The sequence below is a fragment of the Paenibacillus sp. HGF5 genome (genome assembly GCF_000204455.1).
GTDB lineage: Bacteria > Bacillota > Bacilli > Paenibacillales > Paenibacillaceae > Paenibacillus_AQ > Paenibacillus_AQ lautus_A.
On sequence record NZ_AEXS01000066.1, the window covers coordinates 1 to 19,973 of the forward strand.

Here is a 19,973-nt window from a genome sequence, read left to right on the forward strand (position 1 = left end):
AACAGGGCCTGGGTTCTCCGGCTCTGGAGTAGGGTTAACAGGGCCCGGTCCGCCGCCAGTGTTGATTGGCTTCATTGGCACGTCGTATCTTACAATGTCAAAATCGACAGAAATCGTATCACTCCTGTGCGTCTCGTATCCGTCCTTCGTTACGATCAGATAGTAATCCGCCTCAGGAAACACCATGTATGCATAGAAGCCATTGGCGTCGCTATCCTGCTCCGGGCTCTTGTTGTCATGCGGCGCAAAATTCGGAACCGGAGGGAGCGTTACTTTCGTATCCGGAATGCGGCCGTTATCTCTATTCCGCTGCGTATCCGCATAATACAGCGTAACTTTGGCTCCAGCAATTTTCTTGCCAGTGGTGGCATTTCCTGTCGTTTCATCATAAACCGTACCGTAAGGGTCGACCAATGCCTCGGAAATATTCAGCTCTCCGTTAGCCTTCACGTCCAGCTGCGTCACTTTGAAGAGCAGTTCCTCGCCGTTTTCAGCTTGATAGCGAACTTCCATGGTGTATTGCTGCGCGCTCAGCTCTTCGTCTTCTATGGAGAAGGTGCCGTTCGAAGCCAGCGGGAACGCCTTAGGACGACCGTTCTCCTGAATATAATTGCCGTCCTTGTCCTTCAAATAGATACGCATCTGGCTGGTGAACGAATCGTTGAATAGCGCTGTTGTCCCATCCAACTGCTTGAACAGAACGATCCCTACCGCCGTTATGACCGCCGGAACGGTTTCGTCTTTCACGTTGCCGTCCACATTTGCTTTTTGCGTGAACTCGATAGGCACATCTTTTCCGCCTACCGTATACACCTTCGTATACGTGATCGTATAGTCGGTGTCCGCCTCGGCAGGGACGAAATATTCACCCTTCTCACTCGTCTGAATCGTCTGCTTCTCACCTGTCTTCAGATTGGTCACCGTGATGGATGCATTCGGAATGACTTCTCCTGTGTTGTTGTCACGCAGCACGCCTTCCAGATACGGGCGAGTATTTTCGAAGTGTGCCTCTGCCAATGTTTTCTCCGGAATGGTGCCTGTGTGAACGAGACTTTCAGGATCCGTCACATAGCCGTCTTTCGTATAATCATCCTGGGTCACCTCATACTGAAGATACGTCGGGAGTCCCTGCACAACAAGCGTCTGGCCATCAGTAAGCTCGAAGGTCTCTCCGCTCTTAATCGTGCCCTTGCTGCCGTCCGATTTCTCATAGGCGTAGGATTTGTCCGATCCCTCGCCTGTGAAGATGAGCGTGTACTGGAACGGCTTCGACTTGTCGTCTTCTTTGCCTTTAACCGTGTTGCTGATAAGCAGGCTGCCTTCGATAACTCGCACATTCGTGAACGGGGCAACTTCATCTTTCCCCACCATGACCCCGGTATACTGCCGTTCCTTAGGCGTGGTCACGTATTCGTCGGTTGTGTAGTCCTTCTGCGTCAACGTGTATTTTAGATCCTTAGGCAGTCCTACAATTTCCAGCGTCTCTCCATCCTTGAGTGTGAAGGATTCGCCAGACTTGATCGTGCCCGGTGTACTCGTCGCGCCATCCGACTTCGTATACGCATAGCTTCCATCCTTGCCTGCTTCTTCAAAGATGACAGTGTACTCGAAGGTCTTCGTCTTGTCGCCGCCATTGCCCATGACCGTATTGCTGACGGTCAGCTTGTTGACGGTCCGTTCATTGATGAAGTCCGCCTTATGGTCGCCTTTATTCTCGATTGTGCCGGACAGCTCTCTGGTCCCCGGCGTGGTGATATAACCGTCAACGGTCGTATAATCGGCCTCGGTTACGGTATAGACTAAATCCGCAGGCAACGTCGGGAGCGTCACAGATTCCCCGTGCTTGAGGGTAAACTTGCCTCCGCTCTTGATCGTGCCAAACGTATTATCCGACTTCTTATAGGTATACTCTCCGTCCTTGCCTTCGCCGGTGAAGGTCACGGTGTATTCAAAATCCTTGGAAGCATCGCTGCCGCTGCCTTCCACCTTATTGCTGATGGTCAGCATTCCTTGCGCCGGCGTAGGCACGACCAGCGGTTTATCGGAGGTTACTTTTACGCCATCTACCCAGATAGGCTTGCCTGGCGTATTTCCTACATACACCTGATACACATGGGTGATCGGCAGCCAGGTATTTGTGTCAATATAGGTTTCCTTCAACTCATAATACCCCGGATCCGGGAACAGCAGATTCAGTTTCCCTCCGCTATCGGTTGTACCTTTGGCGATTTGAGTTCCGTCGTCTTTCTTATAGAGCGTAAACTCCACGCCTTTTAGCGGATTGCCATCGGGATCTACCTTTTTCAGGGGCAGCAGGGCATTGGAGCTTGAACTGCCGGCTACGTCTGAACTGTCCAGCGTGCTTTCACTTTTGGCACTGACCGTTTTCAGCTTATCATCGCCCATCAGCTTTACCTCGTTGCCCATTTTATCTCCAGCTTTCGCTTTAGAAGGGTCAACCTCGGTTTGGTACACAAACTGGTAAAACTTATTAGGGTCTTTCATTTTGAATATGAGAACGGTGGTGCCTCCCGCGCCTGGTGCAGCTTCTACTTGAACTTCACCATTCGGGTCGCTGAGGTCCAGCGCTGCGCCCTCTCGTTCCAGAGCACCGCTGGCAGTCAGTTTAGCAGGATAGACTGCCATACTAGGCGCTGTCAGCACAAGCTTTCCGTTTTCTTCATAGCGCAGATTCATACCTGAACCTAGGGTATCCTGCAAATAAACACCCTGCGTCATGTTGAATGGCGGGGTATAGTTCACCGTCCATTCCAGCACGCCTGGAACTGGCTTGGTTACCGACTTGCCCAGAGTCTGAATAGGCACCATAACTTTGCGCTGTTCGGTGAGGACCTTTTCTACCCCACCCCATGTCATATGAAGGTCGGCTTTGTTATACAGCACCTGCTTGTCTGTGCCGTTCGTGGTGTATTCCTCCAAATATTTCTCCAGAGCCGCATTGGAAGGTCTAGCCTTTACTAAAATGACATAAGGGCTCTCCAGCTCGGAGAAGGTGAAGGTGCCTACGTTGCCGCTATGGGAGAAACTCACCACATGTGCACTAGTACCTGGTTCAATAAGTGTTTTGGCATCGTTTCTAACACCATATTCTGTACCCGAACCATTGTCCGAATATCCTTTCCAAAGCTCAAAATCCTTACCTTCAGAAAACGGCACGAATTCCCAGCCTTCGGGCAGTGTGTCCACTAGCTTGATATTGCTAATGACTCGATTACCGCCGTCCTTAGCCATTTCCCCTGTGTTATATCCAGGCATATTTACCCCTAAACGGAATGTGACCGTCTTGGTTCTCCTGTCATAGGCAGAAATCGTCCATGCCTCATTGTTGTCGTTTCTAATGTAACTGCTAACGTGATTCGGAGTAACATTTTCAGGCGTACCATCAGCTTTCAATGGCTTTGACGCAAAAAGCATATCCTTGTTCAGCATACGCAGATGCAGGTTGGTGCTGTTTTGCGCTTGTTTTACGGTTTCGCCGTCAATGAGCAAAGCCCGATTCCAGCTTGTTTTCCCTGCGTTAATATCCTGCCTGAAGAGGATGTCTGGGTTGGTCTCAAGTGCACGGAAGCTGAAGGATGCAGCTTTGTCGGTGTATCCGGTCACCTTGATCAAATCCGCCACCACTTTACCGTCTACGGTTAAAGGAATAGCCTTCATGGTCAGGCCGGTTGCATTGGTCTTCAAGGTGCCCTCATGATACTTCTTCCAAAGCTGCGCGGAATTTACATTTTCTTTGATTTTAGCAACTGTTTCCGCGCTCACCTCGCCGGTTTCATCCACAGCGTTGTCCAAGACGCTCAAATCTCCGTCATGCACCAGCACATCGTATACCGTCGCATTTGACAGGGCATACTGCGGCGTTAGATTAACGGTCCACGTGATGGCGCCCAGGTTATAATCCTCTATCGAAATAGAGCCTGTTTTTGTAAAAGCGTGCGCGCCGACGGTAATGGTTGCCTCGTCAGTTACTGCAACAGGATATCTCCCGGTAGTTACATCATTGTTCTGAATACCGCTTGGTGTATCCAAGTTCCAGTTAGCACGTGGGTCGATTCTGAAGCTGGAACCGCTTTGTACTTTAGACTTAATGATTAGTTCCACTTTACCGTCAACATCGTCAAAGGAATAAACGCCGTTAGAATCTGGTGTAATTGGTGTTTCTCCAGATGCAGCGCCATTCTCCCATGTCTGCCATGTAGCTGAGGTAAACTCCAGCCCAGCAGGCAATACATTGGTGATAGTAAAATCTTTTAACCCTTTTTTGTTATATTGGTTCACCGTGACCTTCCATGTAATGGTTTCATTTGGATGGTCATAAGAGCCCGATGCTTGTATCCAGTCGGGAGCAAAAGAAATCTCCTGACTCGCCTGCGCCAACGTATTATTGTCCTGTCTCAGTTCCACTTTGCCATTCATATCCCGATGGCTGCGACCAAGATTGCTAGGCGGGTTTCGATACTCGTAATAATAGGCTTCCTTTGGAATCCATGTTTTATATTCAACCTTTGGATCTAGACCTGTCCCTTGTGGAAAAGTGTAAGTCAGCGATCCGTCTGCCCCAATAACCGGAGTTACCTTCTGGTCGTTTACTTTGAACGAACCCTCCATATAGATACCGCGGACATTTCCAAAGCCGGTATTATAAGTAGCTGGATTTGTGTAAAATATCTTCCCGTCTAACGGCAATTTAACTGTTTTATCAAACTGATCGTATGCAGATACAGGGGACTCCCAAGTAATTGTGCCTTCAACGAATTGTGCCGGTTGAATTCCGCGATAGCCATACTGATCCCACCTGATCATTCCAGGCGAGCTTAAAGTCATGCTATACGCTGCTGTTACATCCGGGTTTAATAGCTCATACGCCCCCCCGAAAATCGAGATAGGCTTTGTATCACCGTAATTCATGCCCGTTACATCCGAATTGGCCGTGGTTTCAAAACCGAATGTAACCGCACGTCCAATACCGTTAAAAAACCAATCGTCACCATTAAATACAATCTTGATGCTATCCGGGGTGAAATGGGCGATGCCAAGCTGCTTCTGGCCCGTTTCGGTTGTTGCCATTAAGGGTTTGTTAGCTGTTGGCAATATCACATCCGCGAAGTAGTCATCCCTTTTTAGTTCGATCCAATCACCCTTCTGAATGTATAGACCTGGATCCGCATTAGTCGGATCAGCGTCATCACCATTCACCGGCACCTTGAGGCCCTCAGATTTAAGGGTAAATGCCTGTCGGCCCTGGATCGTACCGCCTGGAGCAATGTCCGTTCCCTGCGTCACCATAAGCGGAAAGGTTGCATTGGCATCCATGAATACCACCGTTTTGTCCGTCGGGGCTGCCGTCATCACTATGGAATTGTTCGGCACATCGTACACCGCTTCAGTTACTGACGGCGGTTCGTCCGCGCTCGGCAAATCGGCTTCGCTAACAGCCGCTGCCCCGGAATCGCTTAGCGCGCTATCCGCATATGCAGTGACAGAGAGCGCCACCGTTTGCAAGACAAGCATAATTGCCAAGCATAAAGAGAGTATTGCTTTACCAATGCTGCGTTTTCGTTTCAAGAAACCCTTCTCCTCCATTCCCGAAACTGCTGAAATTGTTAACGACAACAAGATCATCGACCCGATTACGCTCAAGTCGAGTAGACATCTTCCGTTTGCTAGATCCCAGCAGCCCTTTGCATCATCGAAATCTTGCGGAGTTCCCTCCTTTTATACCTCCTCCCTTATTCCGAATGTCCACACTTTCTTTTTCATAGTTTAAAAACCTGATCTCTACAAAATCTCTACAATGTGAAGAATTGCCTTCTACCTTCTCCTTGCAAATCTCAATAATAGATTGTGAGGGATCATGAGGGAGGAACTCCTGAAGCCTTCTCAGTTATCGGAAAATGAAAATGAGCCCGGCATCATGACCGGACTCATTTCATTCAACTGCCTAATACATATGGTGCCGTTCAAACGATCTCATGGCTTCCTCCGCCATGAAGGCAGGAGGGTGCGGCATCTGGTTCGCGCTCCACCACTCCCCCGTTCCGATTAAGGCCGAAGAAGTGAACGGAAGCGTGACTTCAGAATCCATGGTGTCTCTCTCCATATCGATTTGCTTCTGAATCAAGGTTTTTAGCTCATAGGACGAAATCAAGCCATCATACTCTGCCGTGATGAGTACGGTTCCTTCCGACTTCGCCGTTACTACACCGCTAGCGCTGATCTCCGCTATACTTGGATCACTGCTTGTATAGATGACGTTTATCTCTACCTTTTCGCGGCTTCCGTCACTGTATACTGCAGTAGTCACCGTTTGATCACTCTCTCCAACGGCCAGCGTAAGCAGCCCCTCGAGCTCAAGCCCAATCAGGCTAACGGGCTCTTCTTCGTTGCCTTCTGATACCGATTGTAAAACAGGTCGTTTACCCATACCGTCCCATCTCCAAATTGCGTTAAAGTCCCACCCTAACCTGTCTGTATAGGTGGATGGAGTTTCTATTTCAGTTTCAGATAGGCCTAATCCTTTAAGGGTTGTTAATGCTCCTTCAGCGACACCCTCTTTATCAACAATCATGCCGTCAAATGCATAATTATTTTCGAGCGTGGCGGTGTGCCCGGCAAGAACCCGTCCCATCACCCGGTTAGCCATCGTTGGCGCCGTAACCGAAGGGCCCAGGGCAATGACATTTTTGACGACCGTATCATTGTATCCGTATCCAGTTACTCCGCCCGCATTGCTCGTCATCGCCCGAACGGTTCCAGACGCATACACGTTTTCTGTTAGGCTGCCCGAGTTCGTAATTCCGATTAGGCCACCGGCCTGGCTTACCTGAGCGGTTACATCCGCGGTAGAATAGCTGTTTCTTACGATGCCATTGGAATAGCCCACTAGACCGCCGACTGTGCTGGAGCCTGTAATGGAGCCTGTTGAAAGACTATTCTCTATCTCGCCATTGTTCGTGTTGACGAGTATGCCAATTCTGCTCCCGCCAGTGACGCCGGCATCAATCATGGCTATATTTTTAATCACTCCGCCATTAAGATGGACTAAGCCACCGCTCGAGGAATTAAAGTTCACTATTTTCTTCCCGCCGCCATCCAAAACACCGGTGAACGAAACATCTTTAAAAAGTGACTCAGCCGGTTGTCCGGCGTAATCCAAATCATTGTCCAAAATATACTTTTCTGCCGGGAAGGCTTCCATAACATTCAGATCAGCAATGGACTTGATTCGGTAATAACCGGCTTCATTTCTTTCCAAAGGTACGACAGGCTCGCTTGCCTCTTCAGGGTTACTGATCAATACCGGACGCTTTAAAGCATCATTCCACATCCAAACCGACTCAACATCCCAGTTCAGCCTATCGGTATACGTGTTAGGGTCTTCAACCTGTTGCTGGGATAGCCCTAAACCCTTTCTGTTGTCAGCAGCGGCAATACTCTCGCCTTCTTTATCCACAATCATGCCATCGAACGCATAATTATTCTGAAGCGTTGCGGTATGCCCGGCAAGGACTCGTCCCACCACGCGGTTCGCCATCGTCGGCGTCACGACGGAAGGGTTAAGAGCAATCACGTTTCTAACGACCGTATCATTATAACCGTAGCCAGTCACTCCGCCTGCGTTGCTTCTAAGCGCCTGGACGGCTCCGGATGCATACACGTTTTCCGTCAAGCTGCCTGAGTTTGTAATTCCGATTAGACCACCAGCTTGGTTCAGCTGGGCCGTTACATCTGCCGTAGAATAGCTGTTTCTCACGATGCCATTGGAATAACCCGCTAGACCGCCCACGGTGCTGGAGCCTTCGATTGTGCCCGTTACATAACTATTCTCTACCGTTCCGTTGTTCGTGTTAACGAGTATACCGATATTACTCCCGCCAGTGACGCTTGCATCTACCATAGCTATGTTTTTAATGATTCCACCATTGAGATGAAATAAGCCGCCATACTCTGACGTGAAGTTAGTTAAGGATTTATTGTTCCCATCAAAAGTGCCAAGGAAAGGCGTCGCCTTGAATAAAGGTTCAAATAGCTTCCCTTCAAAATCAAGATCATTCTCCAATATATAATTTTCATTTGGGAATTCGGATATCGTCTTTAATTCTTGAATTGAACGGATGATGTAGTACCCATCTTCATTCCGATCAAGCTTCGGCTTTGGAATATGATCTTCGTTAATTTTCTCCAAATTACTTTGCAGTAATGGACGTTTGGCATCTTCATTCCAGATCCAGATCGAATCAAAATCCCAACCGAGAGTCTCCATGAAAAAAGATGGCTTCGTGAATGTTTCTGCACCGACCCCCTGTCCTTTCTCATTGTTCGGATCATTCACCGTAACGTTCTCACTGCTAACAAACATATTTTCATCGGCGTAATTATTGACTAAGGTTGCCGTCTCCCCTGCTAGAACTCTGCCGACAATTCGATTCGATGCCGTACCTGTAACAATAGATGGATTTAATGCCATGCTATTTCGAATGACCGTATGGTTATATCCGTATCCGCTGATGCCGCCAGCATTTGATTCTTCTGCTATTACGGCTCCGGTTGCATAGACCTGTTCTGTTGTACTCCCCCGATTCGTAATCCCGATCAAGCCGCCGGCTTGCTTGCCTCGTGCATGGACTCGAGCTGTTGAATAACTGTTTCTAACGATACCGTTCGAGTAGCCCACAAGACCGCCGACGGTAGAATTGCCTCGAATAGATCCGGTACTGTAGGCATATTCTACGATCCCATCATTCTGATCAACCAGGATCCCAATATTACTTCGGCGAACATCAATGTCAGCATGGGTGATTCCTACATTACGAATCGTCCCTTCATTAATAGCAAAGAGACCCGCGCCGCCCGAGGAGACTATAACGCCTGTAATCGTATGCCCTTGCCCATCAAACGTACCCGTAAATGGCGTGCCACTCGCGCCAATGGCTTCAAAAAACATGCCCTTACCGTCAATGTCTTGAGCTAAAATAAAATGTTTGTCCGGGAACTCATGCATTTTATTGAGTCCACTGGCACTTTTAATTTGATAGGGGTTGCCTTCCGAACCATCGCCCAGCATTCCTTCTTTAGCGATTAACGGTTCCGTTAACGGCTCTTGATCGATTGGATTATTAACTACTTTTACGACGATCGTATGTTCATCGCCAAATGCAAGAGGATTATCAAATAAAATGATTTGTTCACGTCCGAGGTGTTCCAGCGTTGCTTCTTGAATTACCGTTTCCAGCAGCTGTTCACCTGTATGATCGCGCTTTTCCCCGATAACGGTGACACGTTCAGGCGAGCTCGGGTAATTCAGGACCCCAACGCCCTTCAAGACGTTATTTTCTATTATTGCGCTTGTTAAGTTCATATAATTTGCAGGCTGTTTAATCGTAAATGAATCAATTTCAACACCGTCGCTGTTGTAGGCTTTCAACGTGAGAGATTGATCGTTTGATTCCAAAATAACACCGGTCTGCTTATTTTCATCATATACGATATGATCCCAGTCAAACGATTTGTTATCATTGAACGTTGGACCTGATGAACCAACTGTCACAAAGGTTGTACCTAGATTCATCGCTTCTTCCGATATATTTTTTACACCGTTTCGTATGGTTGTCCGTTTATACACATGATCATGACCGCCAATGTACAGACTGACACCAAGCCGTTCAAAGGCTTGAGACAATTTCACTCTCATCATGTCCATACCGGTCTCATCGCCTGATTGACCGCCATAATAAGGATAGTGTCCCATAACGATTTTCCACTTCTTGTCGGTTGCCCGCAAATCTTTTTCCAGCCATGACAGCTGTTTGTCGAAATCCACCACGGAATTCAGAACAGCAATGTGCATATCGCCATAATCAAACGAATAATTCGTCTCCCGATAAGTGCCCTCACCGTTCTTCGGCAGGTTGAAAAACCCGGAGTACGGCCCGAATTTCCGTTCCGTCGCATGTTCACGATCCCCGACAATATGAGCAGAAACTAGCCCCATATCGTTGTTGTAAATGTTGTTAAACACATCATCCCAAGCGTACATATTGCCGCCATTCTCGACCAAGTCTCCGACTTGAATCACCGTCTGCCCGTTTGAATTTTTCTCCTGCAGAACGTCCAGCATATGGTTAAAGAGCTGGAAGCTTTCCGGATTTCGATCCGGAACTCCCAGATCCCCCATCACATACATAACGGCTTCCTCTGAAGCTGGTGCGGTCCTAAAGCTATAACTGTCGCTCCAAGGTCCAGTCGGCGACATTCCATACCGATAGTCATACGTAGTCCCTAAGCCGAGTTCTGTTACATTCGCTTCATGAGCTGCAAGCACCCGATAGTTACTCTTTGCAAATGTATCGCCATACGCGACTTGAAAATAAGAGACTCCCGCTTGTACTACTTCCGCATTGTCCCACGTCGTCTCGGACTCAGGTTTGTACTGAACATACGACGTCTCTAATGCCTTATCCGTCACTACATTTATTCCTACTTCACGTTCATTCCCACCTACATTAACAATGGGTTGAAACTCATTTAAAATTTGTTCGGCATCCAGATTTTGCTGATCAACAAGGATTCGAATAAGTTCAACACGCGTATTTCCTTGAGCGTCGGTTGCTACATACTTAATGAAATACTCTCCATAGATGTCGACCTTGAAATGCTGATTTTGAACCGCTACTTCTCCCTTATCATTTAGAACGATGGCTTCCACCGATAAAGATTGACCGCTGTGATCTGTCGCCGAAGCGCCCAGCACTTCTACTTGATCCCCAAGCTTAATAGTATCCGGATATTGTCCATGAACCTTAATTTCAGGCGCATGCACCGTGCCCCTCGTTTCATCACCAATCCATATTGGAGCACTTATAGCCTCTTCACCGTCCACTTGGAAAGCTCTCACGAGGAAGTAGTCCCCATCTTTACTTGCTAAGGATACTTCCTGATTAAATTGATTGCTGGCAATATTGCCGTACTCCTTGATGATTTCACCGCTGTTTTTGTAAACAACAACTTTATCCAACACATCGTTAGCATCAGGGTCACTTATCTGTATCTTGAGATTAATTTTCTTTGTTTTGGCCGGAAGAATCGACCCCATCATCTGACCTTTGGCTGAAACCGCCATTTCTAAGTTGCGATCAAATGATACATAGGTGCGGTGGTTTCGCATCGCCTCGTAAAGGCCTTCTCTAGTAAGCTTTTTTCCCCACATACCGGTCACATGGGGCTGAACCATTCCCCAATTTCCTTTGTGCTCGTCCCCGCCAAACACAGGAGAAACATGCCAGCCTCGATCTAATGCTTTGGTATAGATTGCAAAATCATTGGAGGACTTGTATTCGATCAGATTAAGGTTTCTGTCAACTTCCCGGTTATAGTGTTTAAATTCATTGAAACTCCAATTTCCTGACGAACGTGGATGATTAAATTGCGCAATCGCATTCGGATCTTGGGCAAGTCTTGCGTAAAAGGTTGGCAGATCATATTTGATGTCGCTCCAGCCCCAAGTGCCGTCCGCACCTACTCCATGTGTTCTTGCAAACCATGGAGCATTAAATAAATTGATATGGCCTGCTTCATCATACCAAGTCACTTCCGTACCAGGCAGCGTAATAAATTCGTGATCACGATTGTGAGCATCTGATTGCTCATGCAGCAGCTTGTATTCTTCTGAATAAGATTCTTGAACATCTGTAATAAAATCACTGCCCGTACTGATGTCATAAGTGACGTCGTGTTCCGTCACTGCAAAAAAATCAAAATCTGTATTACCTTTCACAAAATGGTAAGCATCATTAGGCAGCAATATCCCATCACTGAGAGAAGTATGGGAATGCATGTGACCTTTAAACAGTGAAGTTCCTAAATACTTAGCTCTGTCTTTTTTAGAAACACCCTCTTCTTTATCTGAGGACGCGAATACATTCATGCCGTAACACAGACTAACAACCCCCGCAATAAAACAAGCCATCACAATAAAAGGCAGACTTCCTCTTTGGGACTTCAATTAAAATCCTCTCCTTTTTCGGCTTAAATGGTAAGACAGGTGTCTGACGGATAAACAAACAGCCCCTAAACCAAAAAATACAGTCTGAAGGCTGTTCATATCATCTGTCTTGTTCATCACAGTCGCAACAATCGCTTAATGATAGGTGCAAGCGACTGTGCCATGCGCAAAAATCCGAGGTCCGTTGGATGCGTTCCGTCAACCGTACAATCATTGATGAAATCATCGCCTAGCAGCTTAAAGCCGTCAACGAAATGGATATTACGGTCTCCTTCTGTCTGCCTCTGTTCCACATTCTCGATCTGAATCAGCCTGCGGCGATCATGAAGGCCCCTTCTCTCTGTATAGAACTGGTCTTCGGCAGTGTAAATCCTAGAGACTACTAATATAGGAACTTCAGGATGCCGCTCTCTCAAAATTTGGATGAAGTCAGGCAGCGTTCGTGCGATGTTTCCGGCCTCGCCCGTATTTCCTTCATAATCAAGAATGAACAGCGCCGGATCATCGATTTCCGACATGATATGCGCGAGCTCCGGCTCGCCCTTTCCACTCCCCGAGAAACCAAGATTGACGAACTCCACCGGGATCATACGGCTGAGAATATTAGAATAGGCCATACCCGGCCGGGAGGCACATCCCCCTTGCGTAATCGAAGTTCCATATATAATGACGGGTCTACTGCTTGCATAGGCGGGTGCTTCGCTTATGACCGCATCCTTATCTACACCGATCCACACCTCTTCTACCCCTTGATAGAGGGGCAAGTTTAAGGTGACGGCCACATCTTTTTGGGTATCCCACTGATAAAGCTGTGATTCATATTCTCGTTCCGTTGGCTTGAATTTAGCTGTGGTGATAAAGCTCTGCTCTCCCGGCTCTCCAAGATAGCAGTCAACCCCGCACTGCCCTGTAGGCGGCATATGATACATATTGGCCGGTCCGGCAAGACGTACCCTTATGACCAACCTTGAAGAATTGGTGCGAAAGCGAATTTGCCCGCCTGCCGTACAATAAGCAAGCGTATCAACCGCGGGAGGCAAGACCGCCTCGGAAGCCAAGGGCAGGCGTCTGTATATCCCATCCTGCGCAAGCCAAGGGAAGCCCGCGATGTGAAAGGGCGCTTCCAGCGGAGAATGCCATCTCAACTCTTCGCCATTCGTTGTCTCCGGGTATATCGTTCCGCCCAGTTGATCTAAGTTTATCTCTTTCGATTGAACGGTCATCTATTTCTACTCCCTCATTATATTTACTAGTAATCGTTCGTGTTTACTCCATCTGGAATACATACTTCCGAATCGCCTGAGCAACGCCGTTCTCGTTGTTGGTAGCCGTGATTACGTCCGCTATGGATTTGATATGCTCTTCACCGTTGGCCATCGCCACACCGAGACCTGCCGCCTTCAGGAGCTTCGCGTCATTATCACTGTCTCCCATAGCAATGACATCGGACATCGAGAAGCCCAGCGTCTGACAAACCTCGCACACTCCGCTTTCCTTTGTAATGCCTTTAACTGAGATCTCCATATTAGTAGGAGCCGAATGGGTAACCTCGAGCGTGCCCCAACTGAGCAGCTCTTCCTTAATTTCCGCGAGCCTCTGTTGATCATTGCTGCCAATGCCGAATTTCATCCAATCCCGTTCGAACATCTCAGGCGTCCAATCCTTGTCGCCCGTCAAGCTTTCCACGCTGTAGCCCCAGTACCACTCGCCCCGCTTGGCAGCAATGGTGTGCATATCGCGGACCGTGTCCCGAGGGAGGAAGACTCGCTTTTTAAGCCTGCCCGGTCCCTCCCAAATCTCTGCTCCATTGAGCAGCACCATGGGGGAATCGAGCCCAAGCTCATCCCAGAAGCCCTTGGCAGTTTGCAAGCCTCTCCCGGTGGAGAACATGACTTTAACACCGTGATCTACTGCATATTGAAGCCACTTTTTGGTCTCTTCCGTAATGTGCTTTTCATCCGTCAGAAGCGTCCCGTCCAGATCCAATGCAATCAGCTTATATTTCGCCTTCACTTGCTCTGCAGTATTCATCCCTTCACCGCCCCCATGGTCGCGCCTTCCATCAGAAGTTTTTGGAATAGGATATAAATAATAATGGACGGTACCATCGCAATGGTTACACCGGCAAACAAAGTCACCCAATCCGCAGTAAACTCCATTTGCTTGTTTGCAGAATACATTTGCACCGCAATAGGATATTTTTTGGGATCGCTCAAATAGATGAACGGCGCTAAGAAATTGTTATAGTACCCTAGGAACTTGAATACGCCAACGGTTACAATTCCCGGTGTAGACAACGGAACGATAACACGCCAAAACTTTTGAAATAATGTAGCGCCATCCATCGTTGCGCTCTCCTCAAGCTCCATCGGCAAAGAGCTCATAAACCCTCCGAGCAGCATAAGATAGAACACGCTTTCACCCAGACTGGACAGAAGAATTAATCCGGTCAAGCTATTGGTCAAACTCAGTTCCCGCATAATGACATACTGGGGTACAAGCGCATTGATGCCCGGCAGGAACAGGGACAACATAATCAAGCCCCAAATCAATTTTCTTCCTTTGAACTGCATTCGAGTAAGCGCATAGGCGTTAATTGTCGTGAAGAACAGTCCAAGCACCAGACTTCCGCCAACATAATAAAGGGTATTTAAGAGTGATTGCCCAAAACCGTATTGATTCCAAGCCTTCGAATAATTCTGCCATCTTAGTTCCGCAGGCAGCGCCCATATATCTTTAAAAAACTCAGGATTGCTTTTTAACGATTCATAAATAACCCAGATTAAAGGAAATAATATAGTCAGCGACCAGGCATACAGCACCACACGCCACACAATGTCCATTAACGTTCGTTTTTCCTTCAACTATATCCCTCCGAACCTTCCTATGGAAACTAATACTCGTAGCCTTTGTTCGGCACGAATTTATCGATTAACAGCTTGGCTGTTACTAGAATGACGAACAGAATCATACCGACTGCGGAAGCGTAGCCGTAATTTCGATACTCTACGCCAAAAGCTAAGTTAAACATGTAGAGGCCGATAACATCCGTCGACCCGAATGGCCCCCCATTCGTCATAATGAGGATGATTTCGAAGCCCTTCATCGTGCCGACGACGAGGAATAAAGCGCTGACGCGGATAATGGGCGTAACGAGCGGCATTGTAATTTTAAACAAGCGTGTCATATGTCCGGCCCCTTCAAGAATCGCCGCCTCGTACAATGACTTCGGAATTCCCAGCATCGCATTGGCAAAGATAATGACGTACAAGCCGACACCGCCCCAAACCCATGCCGGGATAATGGAGGCAAGCGCCGTGCTTTCATTGCCCAGCCAATAGAAATTCCCCATATCAATTCCGACGAACTTTAGAATCCCATTCAGCAAACCGTACGATCCGTCATAAATGAAGGCCCAGAGGAGAGCGACTACGACCGTAGATAACACGTTCGGAAAGAAAAACAATACCTTCAAAAATTTATTTTCTTTATACGTTTTATTGGTAATTAAATAGGCAAGGAGCAGGGAGATGACAATAACAAAGAAAGGCACGGTTATCATAAAAATCAAGTTGTGGGTAAGCGCACGCCACACATATTTATCTTGGAATGCGGTGACGAAATTGGACAGCCCGACAAACGTTGCATCCGTAAACCCATCCCAATTGAGCATCGCATAATAAATGGATAAAATGTTCGGAAACAACGTAAAGAGCAAATAGCCGCCAAAGGGAGGCACGATGGCTATGAACAGAAATATCCACTTCTGCGTATTCGCTTTGTCTAGACCCAAGCGCTTGCGCATAGGGGTCTTTAGTGTCGTCACAACGGTTGAATCAGACACAAGAAGTCAACTCCTATCTTACTGGACGTTTATCAGAGGTTGTTCAAAAAGTCGTCTTTTGATCACGAAGTGAGTCAATAAGTAACTCGGCATCGAATCTTGAATTCAGCCGGGCCTTCCGGTGCTCACGTACCCAAAACGTACGCTCCGCTCCTCACTCCCTAGCTTTATCCAACCTTCTCGGTGCTGAAAATCCGACTTTTTGAACACGTACTATAAGTCGCTTTCAGTGTGAAGCCTATAGGATCTCAGAAGTTAAAACGGAAGAGCGGAGATGAGTCCTCCCCGCTCCAACACGTCTTATTATTTCTTCTCAGCCTCTAGAGCTTTCTTCAGCAGCTCTTCGGCTTGCTCCAGAATCGGTTTCGGATCCTGCATACCCATAGCAAATTTCACAATATTCTCATTCATTAATTTTTCGGCTTGAGCAAGATTCGGATCGGAAATGTTGATAGACCGGCTTGCTTTAAAAGTCTGAGCATTATTGTCTGCAATGTACTTCAGAACAGATTGAGCAGAGCTGGAAAGGTTAGCCGCCCTGGAAGGATCCTCCATCAAATCCTTGCGCATTGGCAAAGCACCTGCTTTTTCGGCTGCAAATTGTTGATTTTCCAGCGTAACCAGCCATGCGATCAATTCTTTGGCCCACTTTTTGTTCAGTTCCGGCTTAGCTGCCCAGATATAATTGAAGTTTGAAGTTCCGCTTCGAATCCAAAGCGTTTGATCCGTGTTATCTCTGAAAGGAACAGCCATGAAGCCCCAGTCGAAGTCCTCAGGCGTTGCTTCCTTCATCTCATTCTCGACATGCGTCCCTGTCGATACCATCGCAGCTTGCCCCTGAATAACCTGCATTTGCGATTGCGTATGGTTCAGTGCCGGGAGTCCTTCTGCAAAATATCCTAGCTTGCCAAGCTCATAGAAGCGCGTCCAGGTTTCAACCGTCTCTGGATTTGTGTATTGCGGCAGACCATAGGTTCTATAATCCTCGATAAATTCATCGACATGGCCATTGATATCAGCCAGCTCAAAATTTTTGGCTGTTCCGAAAGCCCAGTTATGGTAACTTGGATGAATGCCCGGGAACGTAATTGGAGCAATGCCATCCGCTTTAATGTCTGCTAGAAGCGTTTTAAATTCGTCCCATGTGTTCGGGTTTTGGTTCCAGCCATGCTCCTCGAATAGCTTTTTGTTAAAAAACAACCCGCCAAAGCTGCTCGCCGTCGTAAATTCATATCTTTTCCCATTGATCAGCGGTGTTGACTCGTACATGCCTGGCATCATAAGATCCTTGACCTTTTTGTCCGGTACGTCTGGAAGAGGGAATTCCCAAATGTCATCCATGGGTTCAAGCTTTCCGGCTTCAGCGAGCCCTATGATACCTCCAGACGGGTCTGTATTGAATAGATCAAACATGTCATTATCATTGCCTGCAGAGATTTTTGTAGAAAGAATCGTCTTCATATCAGCTGAAGCGGTGATGTCTACTTTGACATTGGGATACTTGGCTGTGAACGATTCAACTGCATAATCGAACCACTCCCGGCCATATCCTCCTACAAAGAAGCCTACCTTTAGCGTTACTTCCTCATTCTTCGGCAATCCATTCTCATAAACTTCGACTTCTGCAGATACACCCGGCTTATCCGAACCAGCAGGAGTAGTACTTGGACTAGCCCCGTTCTTTCCGCTGTTTCCACCGCAACCAGCCAGCATGGCTAAAGATAATGCCGCTGCAACACCCGTGCTCATGAATCGTTTCATTTTCCCATTAAACATTATTCCGCCCCCGTTAATTAATAAATAAATTGGATTAACTATTTAAGCATAACTGTGATTTGTTAATCAGCAATCAAATCCGGGTAAATAATTTGTAAACAACTTTTGGCTTATAGCCACTTAAGCATCACCTCCCATATATTCTGTAAACGCTTACATTCTAATCACTTATCGGCCAGTTGTCAACCTTTTTGTCAATCGATTTGATCATTGATGACCCTCTTAATAATGGGGAGAGTTAATCGAAATGCCCGAATCTCCAGAAATGTTAATTTAAGCTGGAATCCCACGATGCTTCTAAGACTTCGATTAGCGCAGAATCCGCCTTTTATGCCAAGACGATGCATAATATACTTCGTGCGGCGGACATGAAATAAATTGGTTATGATAACAAAAGATTTTAGATGGTACTGCTCCATCAATTGCTTGCTAAAGATCAAATTTTGAACGGTGTTGTTTGACTTGTCTTCTTTTAATACTCTTTTTGCTGGGATGCCCTTCTCAACCAGGTACTTCTCCATCAGCTCCGCTTCCGAGCGACGTGAACCAACCGCTCCCCCCGATACAATAATATATTTGTGCCCATACTGCCGAAATAGTTTGTAAGCTTCATCCAGTCTTTCTTTAAGCAAAGGGTGTATTCGGCCGTCTTTAGATACATAGCCAAGTACAATAAGTGCATCTGCTTTACCAGGTTGTAACATAACTGCATGCAGCCAGCATATGTAAGTCAGCACCGTCATCGCTGCTATTGCAATTATCCATCCAATCCATACCATTACTTACTCCTCTAGGCGTCAATTTGTTGTATTTAATCAAATCATTTTACAAATATAATATCCTTTTTTATTACAATGTCAATACAATTGGCTGCGTTTTTTTCAGTGTCTTTGGATTAAAAGATTTCGTGCTGATCGTATCACGCTGCATAATACGGCCATTTATCATTGTTTTTGGACATTTAAAAATGTACGTTAGTTGAATTAAACGAACTTGCAACTTTTATTCGCCTCGTATTAATGCTACACTTGAAGCAAAGTATGTTCCTAATTTGTCAAATGTTTTGAATCTATATTATATAAAACGTTGTTGGAAAGAGGATGCATATTGTGAGTGATTCTGTTAAACAAACCAGCCATATGTTATTAAAATCAATAAATCAGCAGAAGGTTCTTTTTCTCATTTATTCAGAGGGGCCGATCTCTCGCGTAGAGCTTGCGGAAAAGACTGGGCTAAGCAGACAAACGGTAACCAATATCGTCAATCGCCTGTTGAAGGAAAAAATAATCGTGACAGGGGAGCTTATCGACTTGGAGGCAGGCAGCGGAAGGAAAAGAGTCGGCCTTCATATCAACAGCGGCCATTTTTATGCCATCGGGCTTGAGCTCGCCGGCAAATACATTCGCGGAAAAGTGTTCAACCTGCGTCAAGAAGCTGTCGCATCCGCAGAACGCACGAGCAACAAATATGGTTCTATAGATGTGCTGATGCAGCTGTTACATGAAGTTATCGATGAGCTGCTCACCCAGGTGCCCAACACCTCCAAAGTAAAAGGGATCGGAATCAGTATGCAGGGCCTGGTCGATTCTCAGCATGGCATCGTTCTGCGGACACCCGGCATAGGCGTTCATCGCCTGCCGCTCAAGCAGCTGCTTGAAGACAAATATGACATACCCGTGTATATCGAGAACGATGTCAATCTTCTCTCTGTCAACGAGAATATGAACGGCTGCTTGAAGGATTCCAATAACAATATCACCATCAAGTTTGATTATGGTACAGGCGGCGCGATCGTCCATGATAAACAAATTATTGCAGGATCAAGCTTTGTTGCAGGTGAATTCGGGCATTATAAAGGCTTCTATGGAGAAGATGCCTATCCATGCCATTGCGGCAGATCCGGATGCTTAACGACGCTGGCTTCCAGCAGCGGACTTAGTGTCTCCATCAAATGCACACTAGAGGAGTTCGCAGAAGGCATAAGAACAGGAGATCCTAAGTTCCTTGGTTTATACGAAAAAATTGTTGATGGCATCGCGATCGCCGTTACCAATATCATTACATTTATAAATCCAGACAGTCTGCTTATAACGGGCCGAGTCATTCATACCATCAGTCCCGAAATGTTCAATGAGATTAGAGCCAGGGTGATGCACCAGTTGCCTGTAACAGTTAATAACGTACAATTGATCTATCTTCATAACAAACCGGATGAAACCAAGCTTGCTGCCGGGTTAGTTATTAAACGCGCATTTGAAATACCGCTGGATACTTTATCTCTTTAATTGCGCCCCGTTTTTTGATGTCATGCCTAAAATGGATAAGTCGATC

General features: G+C 46.8%; 9 protein-coding genes. 1 reads left to right on the plus strand and 8 read right to left on the minus strand.

The genetic code is table 11. The features are described from left to right. The 8 genes from HMPREF9412_RS10515 to HMPREF9412_RS10550 form a co-directional block, all read right to left on the minus strand. Positions 1-5,586: DUF7601 domain-containing protein (locus tag HMPREF9412_RS10515; RefSeq protein WP_050802807.1), on the minus strand; the 5,586-nt coding region annotated here is incomplete at its 3' end. A 376-nt stretch (positions 5,587-5,962) separates the two neighbouring features. After that, positions 5,963-12,022 carry a CehA/McbA family metallohydrolase gene (locus HMPREF9412_RS10520; protein WP_009591494.1) on the minus strand — a complete coding sequence of 2,020 codons (6,060 nt, stop codon included), beginning with the start codon at positions 12,020-12,022 and terminating at the stop codon, positions 5,963-5,965. Positions 12,023-12,138: 116 nt separating this feature from the next. Then, on the minus strand, positions 12,139-13,245 hold the full coding sequence (locus HMPREF9412_RS10525) for an SGNH/GDSL hydrolase family protein (RefSeq protein ID WP_009591457.1): 1,107 nt from the start codon (positions 13,243-13,245) through the stop codon (positions 12,139-12,141). Positions 13,246-13,288: 43 nt separating this feature from the next. Continuing rightward, entirely contained in the window at positions 13,289-14,053 is a 765-nt protein-coding gene (locus tag HMPREF9412_RS10530; protein ID WP_009591455.1) for a Cof-type HAD-IIB family hydrolase, read from the minus strand. Then, entirely contained in the window at positions 14,050-14,886 is an 837-nt protein-coding gene (locus tag HMPREF9412_RS10535) for a carbohydrate ABC transporter permease (protein ID WP_009591560.1), read from the minus strand. Before HMPREF9412_RS10535 ends, HMPREF9412_RS10530 begins: the two co-directional genes overlap by 4 nt. 29 nt (positions 14,887-14,915) lie before the next feature. After that, a complete protein-coding gene (locus HMPREF9412_RS10540; protein ID WP_036671889.1) occupies positions 14,916-15,866 on the minus strand; it encodes a carbohydrate ABC transporter permease in 951 nt (316 codons plus the stop codon). A gap of 303 nt (positions 15,867-16,169) precedes the next feature. Beyond that, positions 16,170-17,642: an ABC transporter substrate-binding protein gene (locus HMPREF9412_RS10545; RefSeq protein WP_009591525.1), complete on the minus strand. Its 1,473-nt coding sequence runs from the start codon at positions 17,640-17,642 to the stop codon at positions 16,170-16,172. Positions 17,643-17,836: 194 nt separating this feature from the next. Continuing rightward, positions 17,837-18,421, minus strand: coding sequence for a YdcF family protein (locus HMPREF9412_RS10550; protein WP_009591537.1), 585 nt, complete (start codon positions 18,419-18,421; stop codon positions 17,837-17,839). A gap of 321 nt (positions 18,422-18,742) precedes the next feature. Here HMPREF9412_RS10550 and HMPREF9412_RS10555 point away from each other — a divergent pair, with 321 nt between their 5' ends. Next, positions 18,743-19,927: an ROK family transcriptional regulator gene (locus HMPREF9412_RS10555; protein ID WP_254664027.1), complete on the plus strand. Its 1,185-nt coding sequence runs from the start codon at positions 18,743-18,745 to the stop codon at positions 19,925-19,927. The last annotated feature ends 46 nt before the right edge of the window (positions 19,928-19,973 follow it).

What these genes read in the sequence shown, in the direction of transcription:
- HMPREF9412_RS10525 (WP_009591457.1), bottom strand. Translation starts at nt 13,245, where the DNA reads ATGACCGTTCAATCGAAAGAGATAAACTTAGATCAACTGGGCGGAACG.
- HMPREF9412_RS10530 (WP_009591455.1), bottom strand. Translation starts at nt 14,053, where the DNA reads ATGAATACTGCAGAGCAAGTGAAGGCGAAATATAAGCTGATTGCATTG.
- HMPREF9412_RS10545 (WP_009591525.1), bottom strand. Translation starts at nt 17,642, where the DNA reads ATGTTTAATGGGAAAATGAAACGATTCATGAGCACGGGTGTTGCAGCG.
- HMPREF9412_RS10550 (WP_009591537.1), bottom strand. Translation starts at nt 18,421, where the DNA reads ATGGTATGGATTGGATGGATAATTGCAATAGCAGCGATGACGGTGCTG.
- HMPREF9412_RS10555 (WP_254664027.1), top strand. Translation starts at nt 18,743, where the DNA reads ATGCATATTGTGAGTGATTCTGTTAAACAAACCAGCCATATGTTATTA.